At 76.2% G+C, this 23,828-nt stretch carries 20 protein-coding genes; 9 read left to right on the top strand and 11 right to left on the bottom strand.

The genetic code is table 11. The annotated features are described in order from the left end of the window. Nucleotides 1–54: 54 nt before the first annotated feature. From ACI794_RS17165 to ACI794_RS17155, 3 genes are all read right to left on the bottom strand, one after another. The gene (locus ACI794_RS17165) at nt 55–1,497 is read right to left on the bottom strand and encodes a M20/M25/M40 family metallo-hydrolase (RefSeq protein WP_456600827.1); all 1,443 of its coding nucleotides are present in this window, start codon (nt 1,495–1,497) and stop codon (nt 55–57) included. Then, entirely contained in the window at nt 1,494–2,978 is a 1,485-nt protein-coding gene (locus ACI794_RS17160; protein ID WP_456600826.1) for an MFS transporter, read from the bottom strand. The genes ACI794_RS17165 and ACI794_RS17160 overlap by 4 nt, the downstream gene beginning before the upstream one ends. 126 nt (nt 2,979–3,104) lie before the next feature. Beyond that, the gene (locus tag ACI794_RS17155) at nt 3,105–4,331 is read right to left on the bottom strand and encodes an arginine deiminase (RefSeq protein WP_456616956.1); all 1,227 of its coding nucleotides are present in this window, start codon (nt 4,329–4,331) and stop codon (nt 3,105–3,107) included. A gap of 118 nt (nt 4,332–4,449) precedes the next feature. On the opposite strand from ACI794_RS17155, the gene ACI794_RS17150 reads away from it, so the two are divergent. Next, nucleotides 4,450–5,217: an SDR family oxidoreductase gene (locus tag ACI794_RS17150; protein WP_456616955.1), complete on the top strand. Its 768-nt coding sequence runs from the start codon at nt 4,450–4,452 to the stop codon at nt 5,215–5,217. A 139-nt stretch (nt 5,218–5,356) separates the two neighbouring features. Here ACI794_RS17150 and ACI794_RS17145 read toward each other — a convergent pair whose 3' ends face one another. Continuing rightward, entirely contained in the window at nt 5,357–8,674 is a 3,318-nt protein-coding gene (locus ACI794_RS17145; protein WP_456600823.1) for a BTAD domain-containing putative transcriptional regulator, read from the bottom strand. 203 nt (nt 8,675–8,877) lie between these two features. Between ACI794_RS17145 and ACI794_RS17140 the strand changes: the two genes are divergently transcribed. After that, nucleotides 8,878–10,326, top strand: a complete 1,449-nt coding sequence (locus tag ACI794_RS17140) for an FAD-binding oxidoreductase (protein ID WP_456616954.1) — start codon at nt 8,878–8,880, stop codon at nt 10,324–10,326. Between the two features lie 159 nt (nt 10,327–10,485). Here the strand turns inward: ACI794_RS17140 and ACI794_RS17135 are convergent, their stop codons facing one another. After that, the gene (locus tag ACI794_RS17135) at nt 10,486–12,138 is read right to left on the bottom strand and encodes an FAD-binding oxidoreductase (protein ID WP_456616953.1); all 1,653 of its coding nucleotides are present in this window, start codon (nt 12,136–12,138) and stop codon (nt 10,486–10,488) included. A 38-nt stretch (nt 12,139–12,176) separates the two neighbouring features. On the opposite strand from ACI794_RS17135, the gene ACI794_RS17130 reads away from it, so the two are divergent. Together ACI794_RS17130 and ACI794_RS17125 are read left to right on the top strand one after the other, a co-directional pair. Further along, a complete protein-coding gene (locus ACI794_RS17130; RefSeq protein WP_456616952.1) occupies nt 12,177–13,679 on the top strand; it encodes a glycerol-3-phosphate dehydrogenase/oxidase in 1,503 nt (500 codons plus the stop codon). Between the two features lie 152 nt (nt 13,680–13,831). Beyond that, nucleotides 13,832–14,626 (top strand): methyltransferase domain-containing protein, encoded by a 795-nt coding sequence (locus ACI794_RS17125; RefSeq protein ID WP_456616951.1) that lies wholly within the window; start codon nt 13,832–13,834, stop codon nt 14,624–14,626. 88 nt (nt 14,627–14,714) lie between these two features. On the opposite strand, the gene ACI794_RS17120 is transcribed toward ACI794_RS17125, so the two are convergent. Beyond that, nucleotides 14,715–15,467, bottom strand: coding sequence for a MerR family transcriptional regulator (locus tag ACI794_RS17120; RefSeq protein ID WP_456616950.1), 753 nt, complete (start codon nt 15,465–15,467; stop codon nt 14,715–14,717). 79 nt (nt 15,468–15,546) lie between these two features. Here ACI794_RS17120 and ACI794_RS17115 point away from each other — a divergent pair, with 79 nt between their 5' ends. After that, a complete protein-coding gene (locus ACI794_RS17115; protein WP_456600817.1) occupies nt 15,547–16,248 on the top strand; it encodes a class I SAM-dependent methyltransferase in 702 nt (233 codons plus the stop codon). Here ACI794_RS17115 and ACI794_RS17110 read toward each other — a convergent pair. Beyond that, on the bottom strand, nt 16,245–16,625 hold the full coding sequence (locus ACI794_RS17110; protein ID WP_456600816.1) for a hypothetical protein: 381 nt from the start codon (nt 16,623–16,625) through the stop codon (nt 16,245–16,247). The genes ACI794_RS17115 and ACI794_RS17110 overlap by 4 nt on opposite strands. A 70-nt stretch (nt 16,626–16,695) precedes the next feature. Here ACI794_RS17110 and ACI794_RS17105 point away from each other — a divergent pair, with 70 nt between their 5' ends. Next, entirely contained in the window at nt 16,696–17,256 is a 561-nt protein-coding gene (locus ACI794_RS17105) for a TetR/AcrR family transcriptional regulator (RefSeq protein WP_456600815.1), read from the top strand. Nucleotides 17,257–17,364: 108 nt separating this feature from the next. Then, nucleotides 17,365–18,252 carry a haloalkane dehalogenase gene (locus ACI794_RS17100; RefSeq protein WP_456600814.1) on the top strand — a complete coding sequence of 296 codons (888 nt, stop codon included), beginning with the start codon at nt 17,365–17,367 and terminating at the stop codon, nt 18,250–18,252. Here the strand turns inward: ACI794_RS17100 and ACI794_RS17095 are convergent, their stop codons facing one another. Then, nucleotides 18,253–18,849, bottom strand: a complete 597-nt coding sequence (locus tag ACI794_RS17095) for a TMEM165/GDT1 family protein (protein ID WP_456600813.1) — start codon at nt 18,847–18,849, stop codon at nt 18,253–18,255. A 97-nt stretch (nt 18,850–18,946) separates the two neighbouring features. Then, the gene (locus tag ACI794_RS17090) at nt 18,947–20,431 is read right to left on the bottom strand and encodes a diguanylate cyclase domain-containing protein (RefSeq protein WP_456616949.1); all 1,485 of its coding nucleotides are present in this window, start codon (nt 20,429–20,431) and stop codon (nt 18,947–18,949) included. A 279-nt stretch (nt 20,432–20,710) separates the two neighbouring features. On the opposite strand from ACI794_RS17090, the gene ACI794_RS17085 reads away from it, so the two are divergent. After that, on the top strand, nt 20,711–21,772 hold the full coding sequence (locus ACI794_RS17085) for an MFS transporter (RefSeq protein ID WP_456616948.1): 1,062 nt from the start codon (nt 20,711–20,713) through the stop codon (nt 21,770–21,772). Here the strand turns inward: ACI794_RS17085 and yczE are convergent. Further along, the gene (gene yczE / locus ACI794_RS17080) at nt 21,665–22,399 is read right to left on the bottom strand and encodes a membrane protein YczE (protein ID WP_456616947.1); all 735 of its coding nucleotides are present in this window, start codon (nt 22,397–22,399) and stop codon (nt 21,665–21,667) included. The two genes, ACI794_RS17085 and yczE, sit on opposite strands and share 108 nt — an antisense overlap. Before the next feature lie 57 nt (nt 22,400–22,456). Beyond that, on the bottom strand, nt 22,457–23,314 hold the full coding sequence (locus ACI794_RS17075) for a helix-turn-helix domain-containing protein (RefSeq protein ID WP_456600808.1): 858 nt from the start codon (nt 23,312–23,314) through the stop codon (nt 22,457–22,459). A 27-nt stretch (nt 23,315–23,341) separates the two neighbouring features. Between ACI794_RS17075 and ACI794_RS17070 the strand changes: the two genes are divergently transcribed. Then, a complete protein-coding gene (locus ACI794_RS17070; protein WP_456600807.1) occupies nt 23,342–23,812 on the top strand; it encodes a VOC family protein in 471 nt (156 codons plus the stop codon). The last annotated feature ends 16 nt before the right edge of the window (nt 23,813–23,828 follow it).

Genomic DNA, 23,828 nt, shown 5'->3' with positions numbered 1-23,828 from the left:
GGCTCCGCCTCTGCCCACCCGGTGTGGGGAGGGGCGGAGCTCCCGGGGAGCGGTTCAGAGGTGGCGGACCAGGTGGCGGAAGAACCCCGCACCCCGGTGCAGGGCGGCGACCGAGATGCGCTCGTCGGCTGCATGCAGCGCCGACAGCTCCTCCCGGCTCAGGTCGAAGGGCATGAAGCGGTACACGCTGTCGCAGATCTGGCTGAAGTGCCTGGCGTCGCTGGCCTGCACCATCACGTACGGCGCCACGACGGCCTCGGGGTAGGTCGCGCGCGCGGCCGCGCCGATCAGCGCGAACGCCTCGTTGTCGGCCCGTGAGACCGGTGACGGGTCGTTGCCCGACACGACCCGGACCTCCACCGTCGGGTCGTCGATCACGCGGTGCAGCCGCTCCACCGTCGACTGCACGCTCTCGCCCAGCGCGATCCGGATGTTCAGGTGCGCCAGGGCCCGGGTGGCCAGCACGTTGGAGGCCCGGCTGCCCTCGAGGCGGGTCACGGCGACCGTCGTCCGCACCATCGCACCCGCCTCCCGGCCGGCCCGGGCCAGCACGGACGCCAGCACCGGCCGCAGCTGGGCGGCGTGCGCGAACAGCGCGCGGTGGCCGAGCGGGGCCCGCCGCCCGACGGCGTCGATCATGCCGAGGACGACGTCGTGCAGCCGGGCGGGGAACGGGTCGGCCTCGAGGGCGAGGATCGCCTTCGCCAGCCGCGCCGGTGCGCCGCCGGGGGCCGGGGAGGAGGCGTGCCCACCGGGGTCGGTGGTGACGAGCTCGACGTCCAGCAGGCCCTTCTCCGCCAGCCCGACGACGGCGACCTGCCCCGGGACGCCGGGGAACATCCCGCTCACCACCGCGCCGCCCTCGTCGACGACGGCCCAGGGCCGGATGCCGCGGGAGGTGAACGCCTCGACCGCGAGCCGGGCGCCGACGCCGGCGACCTCCTCGTCGTCGCCGAACGAGAGGTAGACGTCGCGCCGGGGCGCGAAGCCCTCGGCCACCAGCGCCTCGACCGCCTCGAGGATCGCGACCATCGAACCCTTGTCGTCGATCGCGCCGCGGCCGTGCACGCAGCCGTCCTCGACCAGCCCGGAGAACGGGTCGCGGGTCCACTCCTGGCCGGCGACCGGGACGACGTCGTAGTGCGCCATGAGCACCAGCGGCGGCTCGTCGGTGGTGCCGCGCCAGCGGTAGAGCAGCGCGCCGGCCCCGAGCACCTCGCGCTCCAGCGCCTCGTGGGTGCGCGGGTACAGCTCGGCGAGCCGGGCGCGGTAGGCCTCGAACGCCGCGGCGTCCACCTGGTCGGCGTCCCGGGAGGAGATCGTCGGGATGCGGATCAGCTCGGCGAGCCGCTGCGCCGCGGCGTCGGCGTCCAGACCGGTCAGGTCGACCGGCGGAACCGGCTGCTCCACCGGCCGGAAGCGGGCGACCCGCCGGGCGGTCGTGGTGGCGGCCGCGGCGGCGGCTCCGGTCGCGGCCAGGGCCAGCGCGCGCCTCATGCTCGGGACTCCTCGGTGGGCTCGGGGACGGACGGGTCGGAGAAGGCCAGCTTCGGGACGACGAGCAGCGCCAGCGCGGCCAGCAGCGCCGCCGAGCCGCAGACGACCCACACGGTGATGTATCCCGACAGCGATCCGGCGGTGCCGGCCGACCCGTCGGGCAGGAGCGGCACGTTCGAGGCCAGCGCGAGGGCGAAGGTCGCGGAGGCGAACGACCCGCCGAGCACCTTGGTCGTGTTGGTCAGGCCGGTGGCCACCGCCGTGCGGCCGACCGGGGCCGCGGCTGCGGCGGCCGCCGGCAGGGCCGCGACCAGCGCACCGGAGCCCAGCCCGGCGATCGCGATGCAGGTGAGCATCTGGGCGAGCGTGTCGTGGAAGGGCACGAGGAGCAGGTAGCCGGTGCCGGTGAGGGTGGCCGCCCCGATCAGCGTGCGCCGGGGCGTGGTCAGCCGGCTCACCCGGGAGAACTGGCTCGCGCCGACCAGCATGGAGATCACGTAGGCGCCGATGACGACCGACACCTCGCTGGTGGAGAGGCCCAGCCCGTAGCCGTACACCTCCGGATCGGTGCGCGCGTACGTCGACAGCGGGCCCTGGGCGCCGAGCACGCTGATGCCGAAGAGCCCGGCGGTGAGCTGCACCGGCCACATCGAGGAGCTGCGCAGCACCCGGAAGTCGACCAGCGGGTCGTCCTGGCGCAGCTCGTAGAGCACGAACGGGACCAGCAGCAGCAGCCCGAGCGCGGTGACCGCCCACGGCCAGAGCGCATCCTCGTTGAGGCGGACGAAGCTCAGGCCGCCGGTGATGACCAGCAGCACGAGGCTCAGCACCGCGGCGCCGGTCGTGTCGATGCTGCCGCCGGTGCGGTCCTGGCTCTCCGGCACGCGCAGGGCGACGACGACGCAGACGCCGACGACCAGGACCAGCGGCGCCATGAGCACCAGCCAGAACGAGTCGGCGAGGCTCTGCCCGATCTGCCCGCCGGTGAGCGCCCCCACGATCGCGCCGGCCTGCAGGGCGGCGACGATCAGCCCGGTCGCGCGGCGGGTCTGGCTCGCCGCGCCGGGCGTCCGGCGGGACCGGTCCCAGATGAGCGCCACCTGCAGCGGCAGCCACACGACGTACATGCCCTGCAGCGCCCAGGCGACGAGGAACAGCGGGAAGCTCTGCGCGAAGGCCAGCACGACGGTGGAGAGCGCGACGACGACGGAGGACCAGAGCAGCACCCGCCGGTGCCCGTGCAGGTCACCGAGCTTCGCCAGCACCGGCACCGCGATCGCCGAGAGCATCAGCTGGGCGGCCTCGAGCCAGTTGACGTCGGCGTCGTTGACCCCGAGGTAGCGGGCGATGTCGGTCAGCAGCGGGACGTAGTAGCCCTGCAGCACGCCGCTGGTGAACTCGACGAAGACCAGGTAGCCGACGAGCCCGCCGCCGATCCCCGCGATCCGGCCGGTCCGCCGTGCCGTCCCCGTGCCTGCCACCGCACCGTCCCTCCGCCGAGCGCCGGGCCGGCGCAGGAAGTTGGCAGCGTAGTGGCCGGGATCACCGGTGTGGCTCGTCGGAGCGGGCGGTCCCCCGGTCGTAGCCCGCCGCTCGCCGCGGAGGGCTCAGAGCGGGGCGCGGGAGACCGGGCAGGACATGCAGCGCGGACCGCCGCGGCCGCTGCCGAGCTCCGAGCCCGCGATGCGCACCACCTCGATGCCGGCCGCCTCGAGTGCGGCGTTGGTGACCGTGTTGCGCTCGTAGGCCACCGTCAGCCGCGGGGCCAGGGCGAGGGTGTTGTTGCCGTCGTCCCACTGCTCCCGCTCGGCGGTCACCGGGTCCAGGCCGGTGTCGATCACCCGCAGCTTGTCGATGCCCATCGCGTGCGCCGCCGCCGCGACGAACGGTTCGGGGCCGCTGACGACGAGGTCGGTCGTGTCGGCGTCGTCGGCGGGGCAGCCGGCGGGCGCCGTGACCGTCCAGGCGACCAGCGAGTCGGCCACCGCCGGGTACATCACCATCGCGTCGACGTCGACCATGGTGGCGATCGTGTCCAGGTGCATGGTGGCCCGCTCCTGGGCGATGGGGACGACGAGCACCGTGTGCGCCAGCCCGCGGGCGAAGACCCGCCGCGCCAGCCGCTCGGCACCGCCGGGCGTCGTCCGCTCGCCCACGCCGACGGCGACCACGCCCTCGGCCAGGAGCAGCACGTCCCCGCCCTCCAGGTGCTCGAGCCCCGGCGAGTACAGCTGCCCGGACCCGGCGAAGCGGGGGTGGTGGGTGTAGATGGCGGCGGTGATGGTGCTCTCCCGGTGCCGCGCGGCCATGGCCAGGGAGGTCACCGCCACCTCGCCGCCGATCCACACCGACGAGTCGCGGGTGAACAGCAGGTTGGGCAGCGGGGGGACGACGAAGTCCGAGCGGTCCATGATCTGGTAGGCCAGCCCGTGGCCGCGCAGCTCTTCGTGCGCCAGGCCCGCGATGAGCGCCGTCGCCAGGTCCTCCGGGGAGAGCCCCGTCAGGTGGCGGGTGGCGTCGCGCTGCAGGGTCGCGCCCAGCCGCGGGTCGTCGACGGCGGCACCGATCAGGTCGGCCCGCGCGGCGGGCACCGCGAGCACCTCGGCCAGCAACATGGCCAGGTGCAGCACCTCGACGCCGCGGTCGCTGAGCGCCTGCGCGAAGGCGTCGTGCTCGTCCTGGGCGCGGGCCACCCACGGGACGCCGTCGAAGAGGAGCTGGTCGTTGTTCCGCGGCGTCAGCCGGCGCAGCTCCGGGCCGGGGCGGTGCAGCATCACGGTGCGCAGCGGGCCGACCTCGCTCGTGGCCCCCGGGGTCGCGGCGGGTTCGATCATGACCGCCAGGCTGGCACAGGTCGGCGACGACGGCGTCGTGGAGGAGCGTGCGGACCGCCTCGTTAGGGTGCGGGGTCGGTGCCGACGACGGCGCCGCGACGCCGAACCGGAGGTACCCGTGGACCTGTTCGACCTGACCGGCAAGGTGGCTGTGGTCACCGGGGGCACCCGCGGCATCGGCCTGATGATGGCCCGGGGCCTGCTGCAGGCGGGGGCGAAGGTCTACATCAGCTCACGGAAGGCCGAGGCCGGGGACGCCGCGGCGGCGGAGCTCGCGGAGTTCGGCACCGTCGTCTCGATCCCGGCCGACCTCTCCACCGAGGCCGAGTGCATCCGTCTGGCCGAGGAGGTGGGCCGGCACGAGGAGCGGGTGCACATCCTCGTGAACAACGCCGGTGCCACCTGGGGCGAGCCGCTCGAGACCTTCCCCGAGTCGGCCTGGGACAAGCTGCTCGACCTGAACCTGAAGTCGCCCTTCTTCCTCACCCGCGCGTTCCTGCCCAGGCTCCGGGCCGCGGCGGCCGAGGGCGACCCGGCGCGCATCGTCAACGTCGGCAGCATCGACGGCCTGCACGTCAATCCGATGCCGACCTACTCCTACGCCGCGAGCAAGGCCGGGCTGCACCAGCTCACCCGCGTGCTGGCCAAGGAGCTCGGGCCCCAGGGCATCACCGTCAACGCCGTCGCGCCCGGGCCGTTCGAGTCGAAGATGATGGCCGCCACGCTGGACGCCTTCGGGTCCGAGATCGCGGCCAAGTCGCCGCTGGGCCGCATCGGGCGCCCCGACGACATGGCCGGCGTCGTCGTCTACCTCTCCTCGCGAGCGGGCGCCTACGTCACCGGCGCGGTCATCCCGGTCGACGGCGGCATCGCCACCACCGCCTGAGCCCCACCCGCGATGATCAGGTGACCTGATCATCGAGCGTCCTCCCTCACTGCAGACGGTGAGGGAGGACGCGCCACGGTGAGGGAGGACGGCGTCCCCGGGCCGGGACTGCCGGGGGGCCGGGACCCCGCGTCCGGGGTCAGGCGGGGGTCGGCTCGGCCGCGACCCGGCGCAGGTGGGACTCGGCCAGCGCCACCTGGTGCGGTGAGCCGACCAGCGCACCCTGCTCCCGGGCCGCCGTCCACCACCGCCGCGCGCCGGCCTGGTCGGCCAGCCGCTCGGCGATCCGGCCCAGCAGCTCGTCATAGGCGCCGAGCGTGAGCGCCGGCGTCCCGAGGACCGCCTGCCTGCCGCGGTAGGGGAGCAGCGACTCCGCCGCCGACGCCCAGTCCCGCTCGTCCCCCAGCCACAGCGAGCTCTCGGCCTGCAGGTACAGCGCGACGTCACTGGCCCAGTCGCGCACCAGCGTGCGGCCCCAGCGCGCGCGCAGCCGGCGGGCCTCGGCCAGGTCGCCCGATTCGGCGGCCGCCAGCACCGCCATCTCCTGCAGCAGCGGGTTGCCCTCGTCCCCGGTCTCGACCAGCAGCGGCAGCGCCTCGCCCTGGCGGTGGTCGGCCCGCCGCAGGGTGAACTGGTGCGCCGCGTAGGCGTGCCGCGCGTGCGGGGTGACCCGCCGGAAGAGCTCGTAGGCCTCGGTGGTCAGCTCCTCCGCGCGGGCGGCGTTGCCGCGGAGCCAGGCCAGCCCGCCGGCCTGCCAGAGCACGTGCGGGCGCACCTCCGGCCCGCTCAGCGACACCGCCAGCCGCCGGGCCTGGGCGTGATCGGCCTCGAATCCGGCCAGGTCGCCGAGGTGCAGCCGGATCGCCGCCCGGTGCAGGTGCGCCAGGAACTCGGTGCGCCGCGGCAGCCCGCGACCGGCCAGCTCCAACGACTCGTCGGCCGCCGCCAGCCGCAGCTCGGCGGCGCCCGGACGCCCCCACACCGCCAGGCTCAGGTTGTTCAGGGTCCGGCCCAGCAGCTCCGGGTCGCCGATCCGCCGCGCCATCGCGACCGCCTGCCCGGCGGCCCGCACGCCGCGGTCGTCGGGGCCGAACGCCAGCTCGACGCCGAGGGTGCCCAGCAACCGGGCCGTGGTCGGGTCGTCGCCGTCCCCGCGCTCGGCGAGCAGGTCCTCCAGGACGGCGACCATGTCCTCGTCGACCACCCCGTGCGGTCGCCAGTTCCACAGCGTGACGCTGCCCCAGACCGCCGCCGCCTCGGCGAGGCACTCCCGGTCGTCGAGCTGGCGGGCCAGGCAGATCGCCTCGGCCACCACCTCGCGCGCCTCGGTCAGCTGGCCGCTGCGGAGCAGGTCGTTGCCCAGGGCGGTGAGCAGGTCGTGCCGGGTGCGCGCCGCGTCCGGCGCCTCCGGGTCGAGCAGCTGCAGCGCCCGCCGGCCGTGCGCGGCGGCCTCGCCGTGGGCCAGCCGGGCCCGCGCGGCGCGGGCGGCCGCCCCCAGGTAGAGCAGCGCCGGGCCGGGCCCGACCACGGGGAGCGCCTCGACGAAGTGGTGGGTGAGCCGTTCCACGAGCCCGTCGTCCGTGGACGTCGTGATCCGCCGTTCGAGCGCCTCGCCGACGCGGGCGTGCAGCCGCGCCCGCCGCACCGCGGGCAGGTCGCCGGCCAGCACCTCCTGCACGAGCGCGTGGGCGAACCGCCAGCTCCACGGCCGCCCGCCCTCGACCACCAGGCCGACGGCGAGGGCCGAGTCCATCGCCGTGAGCGCGTCGTCGACGGCGACGCCGGCCGCCTCCAGGAGGCCCAGGGACACCTCGCGGCCGACGACGGCGGCCAGTTCGAGCACCTCGCGGGCGCCCGCGGGCAGCCGGGCGAGCCGGGTGCGCAGCACCTCCCCGACCGACGGCGGCACCGGGACGACGTCCAGGTGGAGGTCGTGGGCGCCGACCATCCAGCGCGACAGCTCGACGACGAAGAACGGGTTGCCGCCGGTGCGGTCGTGCACGGTGGCGGCCAGCGCGCGGTCGCCCGGGGAGCCCAGCTGAGCGGTCAGGAGCGCGGCGACGTCGTCGGCGTCCAGCCCGCGCAGCCGCAGGCAGGTGGCGGCGGGCTCGCGGGCGAGCCGGGCCAGGCAGTCCGCGACGGCCTCGGGCAGCGGCTCGCCGACGGTCCGCGCGGTGACGACCAGCAGCACCGGCGCCCGGGGGAGGTGGCGGGCGAGCAGGCCGAGCAGCTGCACCGACGTGGTGTCGGCGCCCTGCAGGTCCTCGAGGACGACGAGCGCGGGGCGGGATGCCGCGGCGGTCAGCCGGGCGCGCAGGTCCTGGAACAGCCGGAAGCGCGCTGCGTCGGCGTCGTCCCCGGCCGCCTCGTCGGGGACCAGCTCCGGCTGGCCCAGCTGCTCGAGCACCTGCGTCCACGGCCACAGGGGCGGCGCACCCGTGTCGTCGGCGCAGCGGCTCCACGCCACCGGCCACCCCAGGAGCCGGGCACCGTCGGCGACCGTCTCGGCGAGCCGGGTCTTGCCGATGCCCGCCTCGCCCTCGATGACGACGACGGCGGATCGCCCGCCGGCCACCTGCTCGGCGACCGCGCGCACCTGGTCGAGCTCCGCCCGGCGGCCGACCAGCGCGTCCACCGAGGCGCTCGGCGCGGGCGCGGGAGCCGGCGGCAGCACGGGGCGGGGCAGCCGCTCCAGCAGTCGCGGGTCCTGCCGCAGCACGGCCTGCTCCAGGTCGCGCAGCTCCGGCCCGGGGTCGATGCCCAGCTCGTCGCGCAACAGGTCGGCGCACCGGCGGCAGGCGTCCAGCGCCTCCGCCTGCCGGTCGGCGGCGTACAGGGCCGTCACGAGACGGGCCCACAGCCGCTCGCGGAGGGGGTGCTCGGACACCAGGTGCTGCAGGTCGGGGACGGCGGCCTCCGGGCGGCCGACCGCCAGCAGCGCGTCGCAGCGCCGTTCGCGGGCGCGCACGTGCAGCTCGGTGAGGCGGAGCCGGTCGCTCGCGGCCGCGGGCAGGTCGCCCAGCTCGGCCAGCGGTTCCCCGCGCCAGAGGCCCAGCGCCTCGTCCAGCAGCGCCACGCCCCGCGCGGGTGCGCCGGCGGTCACCGCGCGGTCGCCCTCCTCGATGAGCCGGGCGAAGCGCAGCAGGTCCAGGTCGTCGGCCTCGACCTGCAGCAGGTAGCCCGGTGGGCGGGTGATCAGCACGGTCGGCGCCTCGCGCGGGCCGCGGCCCGGTTCCAGCACCCGCCGCAGGTGCGAGACGTAGGCCTGGAGGGTGCCGGTGACCGTCGGGGGCGGCTCCTCGCCCCAGAGCGTGCTCACGATGCGGTCGATGCCGACGACCCGGCCGGCCTCCGCCAGGAGCAGGGTCAGCAGCGCCCGGGGCTTGGCCCCGCCCACGTCGGCGGGGCTGCCGTCGGGGCCGGAGACCTCGAGCGGCCCCAGGACTCGGAAGCGCACGCCGCAGGATGCTCCCAGCGCGGCGCCCCCGGGGGCACCCCTTTTCGCGCGGTGGGCCTGCAGCGGGCCGCAAGGTGCTCGTGCAAGTCGGCTCCAAGCTCGCGGCAAGCGGGGCCGCGCACGCTTCCGCCGTCCCGAGAAGCCGCGGCCCGACCGCGGTGCCCCACCCGCGGTCACCACCGCGGCAGCGAAGAGGAATCCGCATGTCCCTCACCGAGCTCCCCCGCGAGCCCGAGCAGCCCGTCGCCCTCCTGGACGCCGACGCCGTGAACGCCCTCGTACCGCCGTTCCCCGCGGCGGACGTCGACGTGCTCCGCGGCCTCGTCCACGGTCCCGTCTACGCCGCCGGCGACGACGGGCTGGCCGCCGAGGTGGCCACCTGGAACGTCGCGATACAGCACACCCCGTCGATCGCGGTCGGCGCGACCTGCGCCGCCGACGTCGCCGCCGCCGTCTCCTGGGCCGTCGCCCGTGGTCTGCGCGTCGCCGTCCAGGCCACCGGCCACGGCCCGGTGCGCAACGCCGCCGGTTCCATGATGATCACCACCCGCCGCATGCAGGGGCTGTTCATCGACCCCGAGCGGCGGACCGTCCGCGTCGAGGCCGGGGTGAAGTGGAAGCGGCTCATGGAGTCCGCCGCCGAGTTCGGCCTGGCGGGGTTGTGCGGCTCGTCGTCCGACGTCGGGGTGATCGGCTACACGCTGGGCGGCGGCGTGGGCTCCCTCGGCCGCAAGCACGGGTTCGCCGCCGACCACGTCCGGGCGGTGGAGATCGTGACCGCCGACGGGCGGCAGCGCACGCTCTCCCCCGACTCCGAGCCCGAGCTCTTCTGGGCGGTCCGCGGCGGCAAGGGCAACTTCGGCGTCGTCACCGCCCTGGAGATGGACCTGGTCCCGCTGACCGGCCTGTACGCCGGCGGGGTCTTCTTCGCCGGTGAGGACATGGCCGCCGTCCTGCACGCCTTCGGCCGCTGGTCACGCGAGCTGCCGGAGGAGGTCGGCACCTCGATCGCGATCCTCCGGCTGCCCGACATGGAGTTCCTCCCGCCGCCGCTGCGTGGGCAGACCGCCGTCCACCTCCGCTACGCCTACTGCGGCACCGACTTCGACGAGGGCCAGCGGCTGGTCGAGCCGATGATGCGGGCCGGCCGGATCCTGCTCGGCTTCATCGGGCCGATGCGGACCGACGAGATGGACTCGATCCACATGGACCCGGTCGACCCCGTGCCGGCGTGGGAGAAGGGGCAGCTGCTCACCGAGCTGACCGACGACGGCATCGACGCCCTGCTGGCCGTGGCCGGCCCGCAGGCGGAGATCCCGCTCATGATGGTCGAGCTGCGCAAGCTCGGCGGGGCCTTCGCCCGCGCGCCGAAGGTGCCCAACGCGGTGGCCGGCCGCGACGGGGGTTTCTCGATGCTGGCCCTCGGGCCGGGCGTGCCCGAGCTGGCCGAGATCGTGCCCGCCGTCGGGCGGGGCGTGCTCGGGGCGATGGCGCCGTGGCGGGCCCCCGGGTGCCTGACCAACTTCCTGGGTGACGTCTCCGGCCCCGGGGAGGTGGCCGCGGCCTACCCGCCCGGGGTCTACCAGCGGCTGGCCGAGGTGAAGGCGGCGGTCGACCCGGAGCGCGTCTTCTCCTTCGGCCACGCCTTCTGAGAGATCGCCCCCGGCGTCACGGGCCCCTGACCCCGGCCCTCCCGGCGCCGCGCCGGCCTCTCGTCGATCAGGTGACCTGATCATGAAGCGTCCTCCCTCACCGCACACCGTGAGGGAGGACGCTCGACGATCAGGTCACCTGATCATGGCGCGGGGCGTTCAGTCGGGGAGGAGGACGCCGGGGTTGCAGATGCCGCGGGGGTCCAGCCGCTCCTTCACCGCCCGCAGCACCTCGACGCCGAGCGCCCCCACCTCGCGCTCCAGCCACGGCCGGTGGTCGGCGCCGACGGCGTGGTGGTGGGTGAGCGTCCCGCCCGCGGCCAGGAGCGCGTCGGTCGCCGCCCGCTTGGCCGACAGCCACTGCTGGATGGGCAGCGCGTCGTCGCGGTCGGCCAGCACGGTGAAGTAGAGCGAGGCGCCCGTGGCGTAGCCGTGCGAGACGTGGGCCATGACCAACGGCCGGTGCCCGCCGCGGGCCAGCGACTCCTGCAGCGCCCGGCGGGTGGTGTCGTACACGGTGGGCAGCGCCGTCCAGGTGGCCGCGGTCTCCAGCGTCTCCACCAGCAGGCCGCCGTCCATGAGGCGGTCGCGCAGGTAGGGCGCCTCGAACCGGTGCCGGCGCCACGAGTCACCCACCCGGCGGCCGAGCCGCACCGCGCCGCCGTCGCGCAGCAGTGCCGCGGCGGCGCGCGTCCGGGCGTGCACCAGGTCGGGCACCCCCTCCCAGCCCACGACGAGCAGGCACCCCTCGCCGTGGCCCCGGGCCCGCAACCCGCCCCGCAGCGCCCGCGCGCCGGTGCCGGCGGCCATGAGCAGGTTGGCCTTCGTCTCGTCGGCGTCGGAGAGCCGGACGACGTCGGGGAGCAGGTCGTGGCGGGCGAGCAGCTGGAGCGCGGCCAGCCCGGCCGCCCAGGTGCGGAACGACCAGCCCTCGTAGGAGCTGGCCGAGGGCTTGGGCCGCACCCGCAGCGTCAGCTCGGTGATCACGCCGAGCGTCCCCTCCGAGCCCAGCGCCAGGCCGAGCAGGTCGGGCCCGGCGGCCGACGCCGGGGGGTGGCCGAGCTGGAGCACCCCCGAGGGCGTCGCCAGGGTGAGCCCCGCGACGAGCTGGTCGAAGCGGCCGACCCCCGTCGAGGTCTGGCCCGCCGACCGCGTCGCGGCGTACCCGCCGAGCGTGGCGAACTCCCAGCTCTGCGGCAGGTGGCCGAAGGTCAGCCCCTCGCGGGCGAGGGCCTGCTCCAGGGCCGGCCCGCGCATGCCCGGACCCACGGTGACCAGCGACGACGGCACGTCGAGGGCCTGCACCGACGCCATGCGCGAGAGGTCGACGGCGAGGGTCGGGCGGTCGTCGGCGTCCACGCCGGCCAGCCCGCCGACGACGCTGGTGCCGCCGCCGAACGGAACGACGACGATGCCGCGCTCGCTGCACAGCGCCAGCAGCGCCGCCGTCTCCTGGGTGGTGCCCGGGAGCACGACGCCGTCCGGCGCGTCGGAGGCGTCGCCCTCCCGTCGGCGCAGCAGGTCCAGGTAGCTCTTGCCGCCGGCCCGGCGCAGCCGCGCGTCGCGGTCGGTGCGCACGTGGTCCTCGCCCAGCAGGCCGGCCAGGGCCGCCCGGTCCTCCTCGGGCAGCCGGCAGGGCGCCAGGCGGATCTCGTCCACGGCGGCGGGCGGGGTGTGCCGGGGCTCCCAGCCCAGCTCGCGGGTCAGGTAGCGGCGCGCGGCCTTGGTCAGGGCGCCGTCGGGGCTCTCGTCCCCCGGGGTGGCGGGGCGCGGGCCCCAGCCCTGGATCGTCAGTTCCGGCTGCTCGGGCACGGCTACAGTCTGCCGGTGCCGCAGCGATGGGGGACCGGGTGATCGGCTCCCTCTCACCCGAGCGCCGCGCCCGCGATCTAACCGCCGTCGCCGGGGCCGCCGTCGACGTGGTGGTCGTCGGTGGCGGGGTGACCGGCGCCGGGGTGGCCCTGGACGCCGGCTCGCGCGGCCTCTCGGTGCTGCTGTGCGAGCGCACCGACCTGGCAGCGGGCACCAGCCGGTGGTCCTCGAAGCTCGTGCACGGCGGCCTGCGGTACCTGGCCCACGGCGAGCTCGGGCTGGCGCGGGAGAGCGCCCGCGAGCGCGCCGTCCTCATGGGGGCGACGGCGCCGCACCTGGTGCGCCCGCTGCCCTTCCTGGTCCCCGATGCCGCCGGCCGCGACGTCACCGCGCTCGCGGAGCTGGGCGGTCGGCTCGGCGACGCGGTGCGGCTCTCGGTGCCCGGCGGCCGGCGCTCGCTGCCCGCGACCCGGCGGGTGGAGGCCTCCGACGTCGGCCGGCTGGTGCCCGCGGTGCGGCCCGGCGGTGGCGGCGTCGTCTTCTGGGACGGGCAGCTGACCGACGACGCGCGGCTCGTCGTCGCCCTGGCCCGGACGGCGGCCGCCCACGGCGCGCGGGTGGTCACCGGCGCGACCGTCACCGCCGTCGACGGCGCGGACGTGCACGTGACCACCGACGAGGGCCCGCTCACCGTGCGGGCGGGGGTGGTGGTGAACGCCGCCGGGGTGTGGGCGCAGCGGCTCGCGCCCCGCATCCGGCTGGTGCCCTCGCGCGGCTCCCACCTCGTCGTGCCGGGCGTGCGGCTGGGCTCGCCGTCGGCCGCGCTGACCGTGCCGCTGCCGGGGTCCCGCTCGCGGTACGTCTTCGCGCTGCCGCAGCCCGACGGCCTGGTCTACCTCGGGCTCACCGACGAGCCGGTCGAGGGGCCGGTCCCCGACGACGACGCGGCACCGTCCGACGCCGAGGTGCGGCAGCTGCTCGACACCGTGAACCGGGTGCTCGCCGAGCCGCTCACCCGCGCCGACCTGGTGGGCGCCTACTCCGGCTACCGGCCGCTGGTCCTGCCCGAGTCGGCGGGCACGGGGCCGGGTGGCGCCACCGCCGACCTCTCCCGCCGGCACCTGCTCGCGTGGGACGGACCGGTCCTCTCCGTCGTCGGCGGGAAGCTGACCACCTACCGGGCGATGGCCGAGGAGGCCGTGGACGCCGTCGTGACGCGGCTGGGGCGGGGCGCGGCGCGGTCGACCACCGCGCGGCTCGCGCTCGCCGGGGCGGCGCCGCGGGTGGCGCTGGACCGGGTGCCCGCACCGGCGCGGCTGGTCGCCCGGTACGGCACCGAGGCGCCCGCGGTGGAGGCGCTCGGACCGGCGCTGGTCGTCGCCGGGCGGCCGGAGACGGTGGGGGAGCTGCGCTTCGCGGTCCGGCACGAGGGCGCGCGCACGGTGGCCGACCTGCTCGACCGCCGCTCCCGCATCGGGCTGGTGCGCGCCGACCGGGAGCGGGCGGTGCCGGTGGCCGAGCAGGTCCTCGCCGAGGGCTGAGCCCGTCCGCCGGGATCAGGTTCCCTGATCATGGCGCGTCCTCCCGCACGGTGGGCGCTGAGGGAGGACGCGCTGCGACGGGGGAGGACGGCGGCATCTCATCAGGCAGGATGCCGGTTCCACTACTCGGGACGCCGGGCCACACTGCGCCCGTGGACACCTACACCCACGGGCACGCCGAGCCGGTCCTGCAGTCGCACCGGTGGCGCACCGCCGAGAACTCCGCCGCGCACCTGCTGCCCGCGCTGCGCCCGGGGCTCGACCTGCTCGACGTCGGGTGCGGGCCCGGCACGATCACCGTCGACCTCGCCGCCCGGGTGGCGCCCGGACGCGTGCTCGGGCTCGACCTCTCGGCGGACCCGCTGGACGAGGCGCGGACCGCTGCCGACCGCGCCGGCGTCGAGGTCGCCTTCGCCGTCGGCGACGTCTACGCCCTCGACCTGCCCGACGCCTCGTTCGACGTCGTCCACGCCCACCAGGTGCTGCAGCACCTCACCGACCCGGTGGCCGCACTGCGGGAGATGGCGCGGGTCTGCCGGCCGGGCGGGCTGGTCGCCGTCCGGGACGTCGACTACGCGGCCACCACCTGGTTCCCCGCCGACGAGGGGCTCGACCGGTGGCTGGCGCTCTACCAGCAGGTGGCCCGCCGCAACCGCGCCGAGCCCGACGCCGGTCGCCGGCTGCTGGCATGGGCGCACGCGGCGGGGCTCCGCGACCTGACCGCGTCCACCTCGGCGTGGTGCTACGCGTCCCCGGCCGAGCGGCGGTGGTGGGGCGGCTCGTGGGCGGGGCGGGCGACGGCGTCGTCCTTCGCCGAGCAGGCTGTGGCCTACGGCCTGGCGACGCCGGGCGACCTCCAGGGTATCGCCGATGCGTGGCTGCGCTGGGCCGACGCCGACGACGGCTGGCTCGGCATGCTGCACGGGGAGCTGCTGATCCGGGTGTGACCACGCGAGATCGGCGATCCCGCCCGGATCCCGGCGCTGGAGAGGGCCGGATCGCCGATCTCGCCGGCCGGCCACTGGTCCAGGGCGGTCACCCCTGGCGGGCGGCGTTGGCCTGGACGGCGGAGCTGACGTACTGCGCCAGGCCGGGCGCGCGCTGGTCGTAGTGGGCGGCGAACCGCTCGTCCTCGACGTACATCCGGCCCAGGTCGGCGTGCATCTCGGGCGGGCAGTCGTAGAAGTTCCGGCTGATCTGCTGCCGGTGCTCCTCCGCGAGGTCCATCGCCTGCGCCGAGTCGGCCGGGACCCCGGCCCGCAGGGCGGCGGCGAAGCGGGCCTCGACGTCCTCCCCCTCGGCCAGGATCTGCAGCCAGTCCTCCTTGGAGTACGCCGCGGTCCGGCGCTTCGTCTGCGCGTAGGCCTCCGTCTCGCCCCAGCGCTCCTCGACCTCGGCCTCGTACTGCTCGGGGTCGTGCTCCCCGAACACCGCGAACCGCTCCTCCGGGGTCAGTCCGGTTCCCATGGCTCTCGCCTCCATCTCCTTCTCCACGGCCGCGACCATCGCCTGCGTCCGGTCCAGCCGGTCCCGCAGCAGCCGGTGCTGCCGGCGCAGGTGCTCGGCGGGGTCGGCGGACGGGTCGTCCAGCAGGGCCGCGACCTCCTCGAGGGGGAACCCGAGCTCGCGGTAGACCAGCACCTGGTGCAGCCGGTCCAGGTCGGCCCGCGCGTACTGCCGGTAGCCGGCCGACGTCCGCCCGGACGGCCGTAGCAGGCCGATCCGGTCGTAGTGGTGCAGCGTGCGTACCGTGACGCCGGCCATCGCGGCGACCTCGCCCACGTTCATCGGATCCCTCCCTCCATCTGACGAGGAGAAGGCAACAGCCTGACGTCGCGTCAGGGTCAAGCACGTTTATGGTCGCCCGGTGAGCGGGGGAGCGGAGAGCTGGGGCGCGGCGCTGCACGAGGCCGTGCTCGACGCCACCGCGGTGACCGCCGGCACCCGCCTGCTCGACCTGGGTTGCGGCGCGGGCGAGCTTGCCCGGCGCGCGGCCGGCCGGGGCGCCCGCGTGACCGGCGTCGACACCGATCCGGCCGCCGTCGCGGAGGCGGCCGCGGCGGTGCCCGGCGGGACCTTCCTCGTCCGGCACGCGCAGGACCCTCCGCCCGGGCCGTTCGACGTCGTCACCGCCGTCCAGTTGCTGATGCACGTCGCCGACCCGGTCGCGGTGCTGCACCGGGCCGGGCGCGCGGGTGGGGTCGTCGCCGCGACGGTGTGGGGCCGGGACCGGGAGTGCGACCTGCGGGTGCTGCAGGAGGCGCTGGCGCCGGGCCGGCCCCGCCGCGGGCCGGCGGTGAGCGAGCCGGCCCGGCTGCGGGCGATGGCCGAGCGGGCGGGGCTGGCGGTCGAGCGGCTCGACGAGGTGGTCGTGCCCTTCGACTACGCCGGTGCCGACGAGCTGGTCGGGCCGCTCATGGTCACCCCGCTCGCCCGCTCGGCCGTGCGGCGGACCGAACCGGAGGCGCTGCGCGACACGGTGCTGGAGCACCTCGAGCCCTACCGCACCGGCGACGGCGGCTACCGGCTGCAGAACCTCTTCCGGGTGCTGGTGGCGCGGCAGGTCTAGGAGGTCGTGGGCTCGAGGACCGCCAGCGCCGGGATCTCGCCGGCGACGCCCGGCCGCCAGGTGATGTCCGCCTGGTCCATGCGCGGGCGCCAGGACCGCATCGCCGAGCGGTGCGGCTCCGCGATCGCGAAGGCCCGCGCCGCCCCGGCGTCGTCCCACCACGACACCGTCGTGAACCGGCGCGCCAGCGGCTGGGCGCGCATGCGCACCGAGCGGGCACCGGGGCTCCGCACGGCCTGCCGGTACGTGGCGAGGGACGTGCGGAAGAACATCGGCACGTCCCGGAGCCGCCGCAGGTGCAGGCGGGTGTCGACCACGACGCCGGGTCCGGGGCCCGGAGCGGGCGAGGTCCAGGCGAGGTCGGGGATCAGGCCCATGACTCCTCCTTCGACTTAACGGGTGTAAAGCAGCGTAGGCCCTTTCCTTAACGCCTGTAAAGTTGTCTTCGTGCCCGCCCGCGACCTCCGCGCCGACCTCCTCGCCGCGGCCACCACGCTGCTCGAGCGCGAGGGCTCGATCGCCGCCGTCAGCCTGCGCGGCGTGGCGCGCGAGGCCGGCGTCAGCGCGCCCGCCGTCTACGGCCACTTCGCCGACCTGGACGAGCTGCTGCGCGCCGTCCTGGACGAGGGCTTCGAGCAGCTGCGGTCGGCGGTGCTGGTAGCCGTCGAGCGCGAGTCCGACCCGGTGCGACGGCTGCTCGCCGGGTGCCGGACCTACGTGCTGGCCGGCCTCGCCGCACCGGCGCGGTACCGCGCCATGTTCGGCCCGAGGAAGCCCGACAGCGCCGAGATGGCGTTCGCCGTCCTGGTCCAGGGCATCGAGGCCTGCGTCGGGGCGGGCCGATCCCGCAGCATCGACCCGCGCGAGGAGGCCACGCTGGTGTGGACGGCGCTGCACGGCGTGGTCACCCTGCGGTCGGCCGCGCCCGCGCCGGGCTGGCCGGACCTCGACGGGCAGCTGTCGGCGCTGGTGGAGCGGCTGGCGCTGCTGACCCCGCCGGTCAGCTGAGGGCGCGGACCGTCTCCACGGCGGCGACGGCGAACGCCAGGAACGGGCCTGCGGGCGCCGGGCGGGCCGACCCGGCGGACCGGCCGCGGTCCGTGTGAGGATCGGCGCATGCCCGACGCCATCTCCCCCGAGGACCCGTTCCCGCGCACGCGGATCACCGTCAAGGACGCCGAGATGGCGTACGTGGACGTCGGCACCGGGGAGTCGATCGTCTTCCTGCACGGCAACCCGACGTCGTCCTACCTGTGGCGCAACGTGATCCCGCACGTCCAGCACCTCGGCCGCTGCGTCGCCCCCGACCTCATCGGCATGGGGGAGTCCGAGAAGCTGCCCGACCCGGCCCCGGGCACGTACTCGTTCGACACGCACGCCGCCTACCTGGAGGAGTTCCTGGACCGGGTCTTCGTCGGCGACCGCATCACGCTCGTCCTGCACGACTGGGGCTCCGGGCTCGGCTTCGACTGGGCCGCCCGCCACCCGGACCGGGTCCGCGGCATCGCCTTCACCGAGGCGATCGTCATGCCGGTCACCTGGGACGACTGGCCCGCCGACGCGCGCAACATCTTCCAGCTGATGCGCGGCCCGAACGGGGAGGCCGCCGTGCTGGACAAGAACGTGTTCGTCGAGAAGATCCTGCCGGCGTCGGTGGCCCGCGGGCTCACCCCCGAGGCGCACGACCGGTACCGCGCGCCGTTCCCGGGGCGCGAGGACCGCTGGCCGACGCTCGAGTGGCCCCGTCAGCTGCCGATCGAGGGCGAGCCGGCGGCCGTGGTGGAGCGGGTCCAGCAGTACGGGGAGTGGCTGGCCGGCAGCGACGTCCCCAAGCTGTTCATCGACGCCGACCCCGGCTCGATCCTGGTCGGCCGCCAGCGGGAGTTCGTGCGCAGCTGGCCGGCGCTCACCGAGGTCACCGTGGCGGGCAGCCACTTCGTCCCGGAGGACTCGCCGCACGAGATCGGGCGCGCGGTGGCCGACTGGCTCCCCACGCTCGCGTAGTCAGACCAGCGCGCGGACGGTCTCCACGGCGGCGATGACGGCGAAGACCAGGAACAACCCCGCGGCCACCCGGCGGATGAGCGCGATCGGCAGCCGGTCGGCGAGGTTCTTGCCGAGGAACACCGCGAGGCCGGAGACGACGAGCAGGGCGGCCCAGGAGCCGACGAACACCGAGAGCGGCGCGTCGTAGCGCGCGGCCAGGCCCGCGGTGGCGAGCTGGGAGAGGTCGCCCCACTCGGCGGCGAAGAGCACGCCGAAGGAGATGGCGGCCGCCCGGAGGAACGACGTCTGCTCGCGGACGTCGGCGGCCTCGCCGGCGTCCTCGGCGCCCGCGGTGGCGCTGCGCCAGAGGATCACCGCGCCGACCAGGAACAGCAGCGCGACGACGCCGGTGACCAGCGCCTGGGGCAGCAGCGACAGCAGCGAGCCCGCGGTGACCGCGATCGCCACCTGCAGGCCGAACGCGGTGCCGACGCCGACGAACACCGGCAGCGGCGGGAAGCGGGTGGCCAGCACCAGGCTGGCGAAGAGCGTCTTGTCGGGGAGCTCGACCGGCAGCACCAGGACGAACGCGGCCAGGACGACCGACCAGATCACGACGAACCCTTCTCGCACGGCACTGCCGGGCGGGGCTCGGGCAGGCGACCTCTCGGTGGACCACCGTAGCGGCCGCCGGGCGGTGCGCGACGTGGGGTCAGGGGGCGGGGACGACGGGGCCGGGCTCCGGCCGCGGCGCGGGGACGCGCGCCTCCCGCCGGGCGGCCTTGACCCGGTACATGGCGGCGTCCGAGGCGGCCAGCGCGGAGTCCGGCGTCTCGCCGGGACCGCACAGCGCCACCCCGATGCTGATGCCGACGGCGTGCTCCGCGCCGTCGGCCTGGCGCAGGGGCTCGTCGAAGGCGGCGGTGATCCGGTCGGCGATGACCTGGGCGGCCCCCTCGGAGCCGGCCTCCGGGCACAGGACGACGAACTCGTCACCGCCGATGCGCGCGACGGTGTCGCCGGGGCGGATCGCGGCGGCCAGCCGGCGGGCGGCCACCACCAGCACCTCGTCGCCGGCGGCGTGCCCGGCGGTGTCGTTGACCGGCTTGAACCCGTCGAGGTCGCAGTAGAGGACGGCCATCTGCCGGCGCGCCCGCTCCGCGGCGGCGAGGGTCTGGTCGAGCCGGTCGAGCAGCAGGTTCCGGTTGGGCAGGCCGGTGAGCGGGTCGTGCAGCGCGGCGTCCCGCAGCGCCTCCTCGAGCGCCCGCTGCTCGGTGACGTCGGTGAGGGTGACGACGATGCCCAGCAGCGAGCCGTCGACGTCGTGCACCTGGACGCCCGAGCCGGACACCCTGCGCAGGGGCCGGTCGGGGAGGGCGATGCCCATCTCGGCGTCCTCCACGCGGCCCTCGGTGTAGACCCGGCTGAAGGGCACGTCGCCGTAGGCGAGGGGCGTCCCGTGGACGTCGGTGAGCCCGAAGGTCCTCGGGATGTCCTCGACCGCGACGGTCGGGTCGGCGTCGAGGCCGTGCCAGGCGCGGGCGGCGGCGTTGAAGAGGGTGACCCGCCCCTCGGCGTCCCCGCCGATGACCCCCACGGGCAGCACCTCCAGCAGCGACTGCGTGAACGCGGTGGAGCGGGCGAGCTCCTGGTGCGCCCGCGCCGTCTCGGCTCGGGCCAGCTGGCTGGCGGCGGCGAGGTCGGCGAGCTCGCGGGTCTGCTGCCCGGCTCGCACCAGCGTGCCCACGGCGGCGGCGACGTCGGCGAGCCGGGCGCGCTCCTCGTCGGTGAAGGCGTGCGGCGTGGAGTCGAAGACGCAGATGGCGGCGACCGTGCGGCCGTCGACGACCACCGGGACGGTGCCGAAGGCGCGCATCCGCGCCCGGCGGCCGTCCACCCAGGGGCTGCGGGCGAACCCGGGGTCGTCGGTCAGGTCGTCGCAGGTCTGGACGCCGGGCCCCCGCTCGAGCACCGTCGAGACGATCGAGCCCGCGCGCGGCCAGGCGGCACCCCGGAAGCCGTGGACCGCCATGACGTGCATGACGGCGGTGTCCATGGTGATGACCGCGGCGGAGGGCATGTTCGTGACCGCGGCGGCCACCCGCACCAGGCCCTCGAGCGCGGGGTCGGCGTCCATGAGGGGGAGGTCCACGTCCGGATGCCCGGGCGCCGGCGTGTGCCCGGCCGTGCTGGTCATCCTGTGTCCCCCCGCCGACGTGGCCGGCGCATCCGGTCCGTCCAGTCTCGCAACGGCGGGCGCCGCCGCCTGGTTGAGGGACGGCGTGTCGATTCCCCCGCACGGGTAGGTCCGCGGCTCCCCCGGGCATCCCCCTGGTCGAGAACCCCGGTGCGCCGGGGCGCCGTCGGGTCTACCGTCCCGGTCATGCGCCGACATTGATCCGCACCGCCCCCGCTGCCCCCGGCGGCCAGGCCGCTCGCCCGCCTGGCCATCGGCTGGGCCGCGCTCTCCGAGTGGGTGCCGCTGTACCCGCTGTACGCCCTGCTGTTCCTCGACGCCGGGGTGCCCGCCACCGAGCTCTCGGTGCTGTTCGGCCTCTGGTCGGTCACCGGCCTGGTGGCCGAGGTGCCGGCGGGGCTGCTCGCCGACCGGTGGTCCCGGCGGGGCGTGCTCGTCCTCGCCGGGGTGCTCCAGGCGGCGGCGTTCGTGGTCTGGACGGCGGCCCCGTCGACCGGCGCCTTCGCGGTCGGCTTCGTCCTCTGGGGCCTGGCCGGCGCGGGGACCTCGGGCACCGCGGAGGCGCTCGTGCACGACGGGCTGGCCGAGATCGGCGCGGCGCACTGCTTCGCCCGGGTCCACGCCGCCATGACCGCCGCCGAGCTGCTCGTGCAGGTGCCGACGGCGCTCGCGGCGACGGTCCTGCACGCGCTCGGCGGCTACCCGCTGGTGGGCTGGGTCAGCGCGGCCGCCTGCCTGGGCGCCGCCGGGCTGGCCCTGCGGTTCCCCGAGGCGGAGAGCGACGGCGGGGACGGCGAGGAGGCGGCCCCGGGCCCCGGAGCGCTGCTGCGCCGTCCGGCCCTGCTCGCCGCCGTCCTGGCCGTGGCCCTGGTCGGCGGGCTGGACGCGGTGGAGGAGTACTTCCCGGTGCTCGTGGCCGAGCGCGGCGTGCCCGGGCTCGCGGTCCCGGCGGCCGTGCTGGTCGTCTCGCTCGCCGGGGCCGCCGGCGCCGCGCTCGGCGGCCGGCTGGTGCGCCCTCCGGGCCGCGTGCTGGGCGGGCTGCTGGTCGCCGCGGGCGCGGGGCTGCTGCTCGCCGCCGCGACGGCCGGGCCGCCGGTGGTGGTCGTGCTGGGCCTGGCCTACGGGGTCTACCTGGCGGTGCTGGTGGCCGCGGAGGCCGAGCTGCAGCGGCGGATCAGCGGCCCGTACCGCGCGACCATCACCTCGGTCGCCGGCGCCGGGGTCGAGCTGTCGTCACTGCTGGTCTTCGCAGCGTGGGCCGGCGGCGGCGGCAGGGCGGTCGCGCTGCTCGTGCTCGCCGTCGTCCCCGTCGTGGTCCTCGGGCTGCGCCGCCGGGGCTGATCCGGCCAGCGGCAGGGACAGCCGCGGCAGGAGCACCTGCACGAGCGGGCCGATGGCCAGCGCGTAGACCACGGTGCCGAGACCCAGGGTGCCGCCGAGGAGCCACCCGGTCGCCACGACGCCGAGCTCCACCGAGGTCCGCACGAGCCGCACCGACCGCCCGGTGCGCTCCACCAGGCCGGTCATCAGGCCGTCCCGCGGCCCGGGCCCGAGGCGGACGCCGATGTAGGCGGCCGTGGCGACCGCGTTGAGCAGGACGCCGGCGACCAGGAACCCGGCCCGTGCCGCCGGCGCTCCCGGCGCGGGCAGGACGGCGAGCGTCGCGTCGACGGCCAGACCGATGACCAGGACGTTGCTCACCGTGCCGAGCCCGGGCCGCTGGCGCAGCGGGATCCACGCCAGCAGCACCAGCGCCCCCACCGCGATCGTGACCGTGCCCAGCGACCACCCGAGTCGCCCCGCGAGCCCCTGGTGCAGCACGTCCCAGGGCATCACGCCCAGCGCCGAGCGGACGAGGAGCGCCATGGAGGCGCCGTAGAGGGCCAGCCCGGCGTAGAGCTGCAGCAGCCGCCGGGGCGTCCCCCCGACGGTGGCGGGGGCGCCGGCGAGCAGGAGACGCTGGTTCACCCGGCGATCATCGGTGACGACCGGCCCGGCGACCGCAGGCCAATCGGGAGGATTGGCTCACGTCGCCGGGCGCGCCGCCCGCGCCCGGCGCAGGTACTCCGACGGCGGCTGCCCCACCACCGCCCGGAAGTCGCGGCTGAAGTGCGCCTGGTCGAACCAGCCCAGCGAGGCGGCCAGCCCGGCGAGGTCGGTCACCTCGCCGGAGTCGATGAGCGCGGCGGCGTCCTGCAGCCGGTAGCGCGCCAGCACCGCCTTCGGCCCCAGGCCCACGTACCGCGCGAACGACCGTTGCAGCGAGCGGACGCCGGTGCCGCCCAGCTCGGCGACCTGCTCCACCCGCACCAGCTCACGGTCGGTGGCCATCCGGTCGACCAGCGCGAGCAGGTCGAGGTACTCCGGTGCGGGCGCGGGAGCCCGCGGGGCCAGGGCGGCGTCGAGGACGGCGGCCCGCGCGGCGTCGTCCTCCTCGGCGAGCACCGCGGCCAGCAGGGGGGCCGGCTCCAGCCCGAGCTCACCGGCCAGCGGGGCCACCGTCTCGCGGCCGGGGCGCCTGCCGGTGAACGCGGCGAAGCCCCCGGGCCGGAACTTCACCGCGGTGACCCTTCCAACTCCCACGAGCTCGACGGTGAACCGGCGGGACACGACACCGTGCACGAGCACCGCGGGCAGCGCGAAGCCGAAGCGCGGCCGGGTGCCGCTCTCGACCGACACGTTCACCGAGGGGTGGCTGAGCACGTCCGAGCGGAAGGGCGGCAGACCGGTGCGGTCCCAGCGCACCGACCAGTAGCGCTCCACGAAGGGGGAGAGGGCGGCGGAGACGGCGGCGTCCCGGCGCAGCCCGGCCACCTCCCCGGTCTCCTCCGGCCGGAGGACGCCGCGCATCGAGGGCGGTGTCGTGTTCGTCCAAGACGCCACGGCCGGAGCGTAGGGACGATCCGCGGCATGTCCACGACCTGGAAGCCCGCCGGCTACACGACCCTCACCCCCTTCCTCGTCTGCGCCCCGGCCGCCGAGGCGATCGGCTTCTACGGCGAGGTCTTCGGCGCCACGCTGGTCAGCCGGATGGACGGCCCCGGCGGCACCGTGCTGCACGCCGAGCTCCAGTTCGGCGAGGGACGGCTGCAGCTGTCCGACCCGAACGACGAGTACGGCCTGGTGGCGCCCACCCGGGACGGCGACCGGGTGAGCGGGTCCACGTGCATCTACGTGGCCGACGTCGACGCGGTCTTCGCCGCCGCGGTCGAGCGCGGGGCGACGGTGCGCGAGGCGCCGTCCACGTTTGTCACCGGTGACCGCTTCGCCTCGGTCCTCGACCCGTTCGGCCACCGCTGGGCGGTCATGACCCGGGTGGAGGACCTGACCCCGGCCGAGGTGGAGCGCCGCCTGGCCGAGTGGGGCGCGGCGCAGGGGTGACCGGCCGCGCCGGCGA

Source organism: Blastococcus sp. SYSU DS0541, from assembly GCF_054050875.1.
This window is presented reverse-complemented; position numbering and strand designations above follow the sequence as displayed.

Bases quoted from the DNA above. Each gene is read 5' to 3' on its own strand.
- ACI794_RS17165 (WP_456600827.1), bottom strand. From the start codon at position 1,497: ATGAGGCGCGCGCTGGCCCTGGCCGCGACCGGAGCCGCCGCCGCGGCC.
- ACI794_RS17155 (WP_456616956.1), bottom strand. From the start codon at position 4,331: ATGATCGAACCCGCCGCGACCCCGGGGGCCACGAGCGAGGTCGGCCCG.
- ACI794_RS17140 (WP_456616954.1), top strand. From the start codon at position 8,878: ATGTCCCTCACCGAGCTCCCCCGCGAGCCCGAGCAGCCCGTCGCCCTC.
- ACI794_RS17120 (WP_456616950.1), bottom strand. From the start codon at position 15,467: ATGAACGTGGGCGAGGTCGCCGCGATGGCCGGCGTCACGGTACGCACG.
- ACI794_RS17110 (WP_456600816.1), bottom strand. From the start codon at position 16,625: ATGGGCCTGATCCCCGACCTCGCCTGGACCTCGCCCGCTCCGGGCCCC.
- ACI794_RS17100 (WP_456600814.1), top strand. From the start codon at position 17,365: ATGCCCGACGCCATCTCCCCCGAGGACCCGTTCCCGCGCACGCGGATC.
- ACI794_RS17090 (WP_456616949.1), bottom strand. From the start codon at position 20,431: ATGACCAGCACGGCCGGGCACACGCCGGCGCCCGGGCATCCGGACGTG.
- ACI794_RS17070 (WP_456600807.1), top strand. From the start codon at position 23,342: ATGTCCACGACCTGGAAGCCCGCCGGCTACACGACCCTCACCCCCTTC.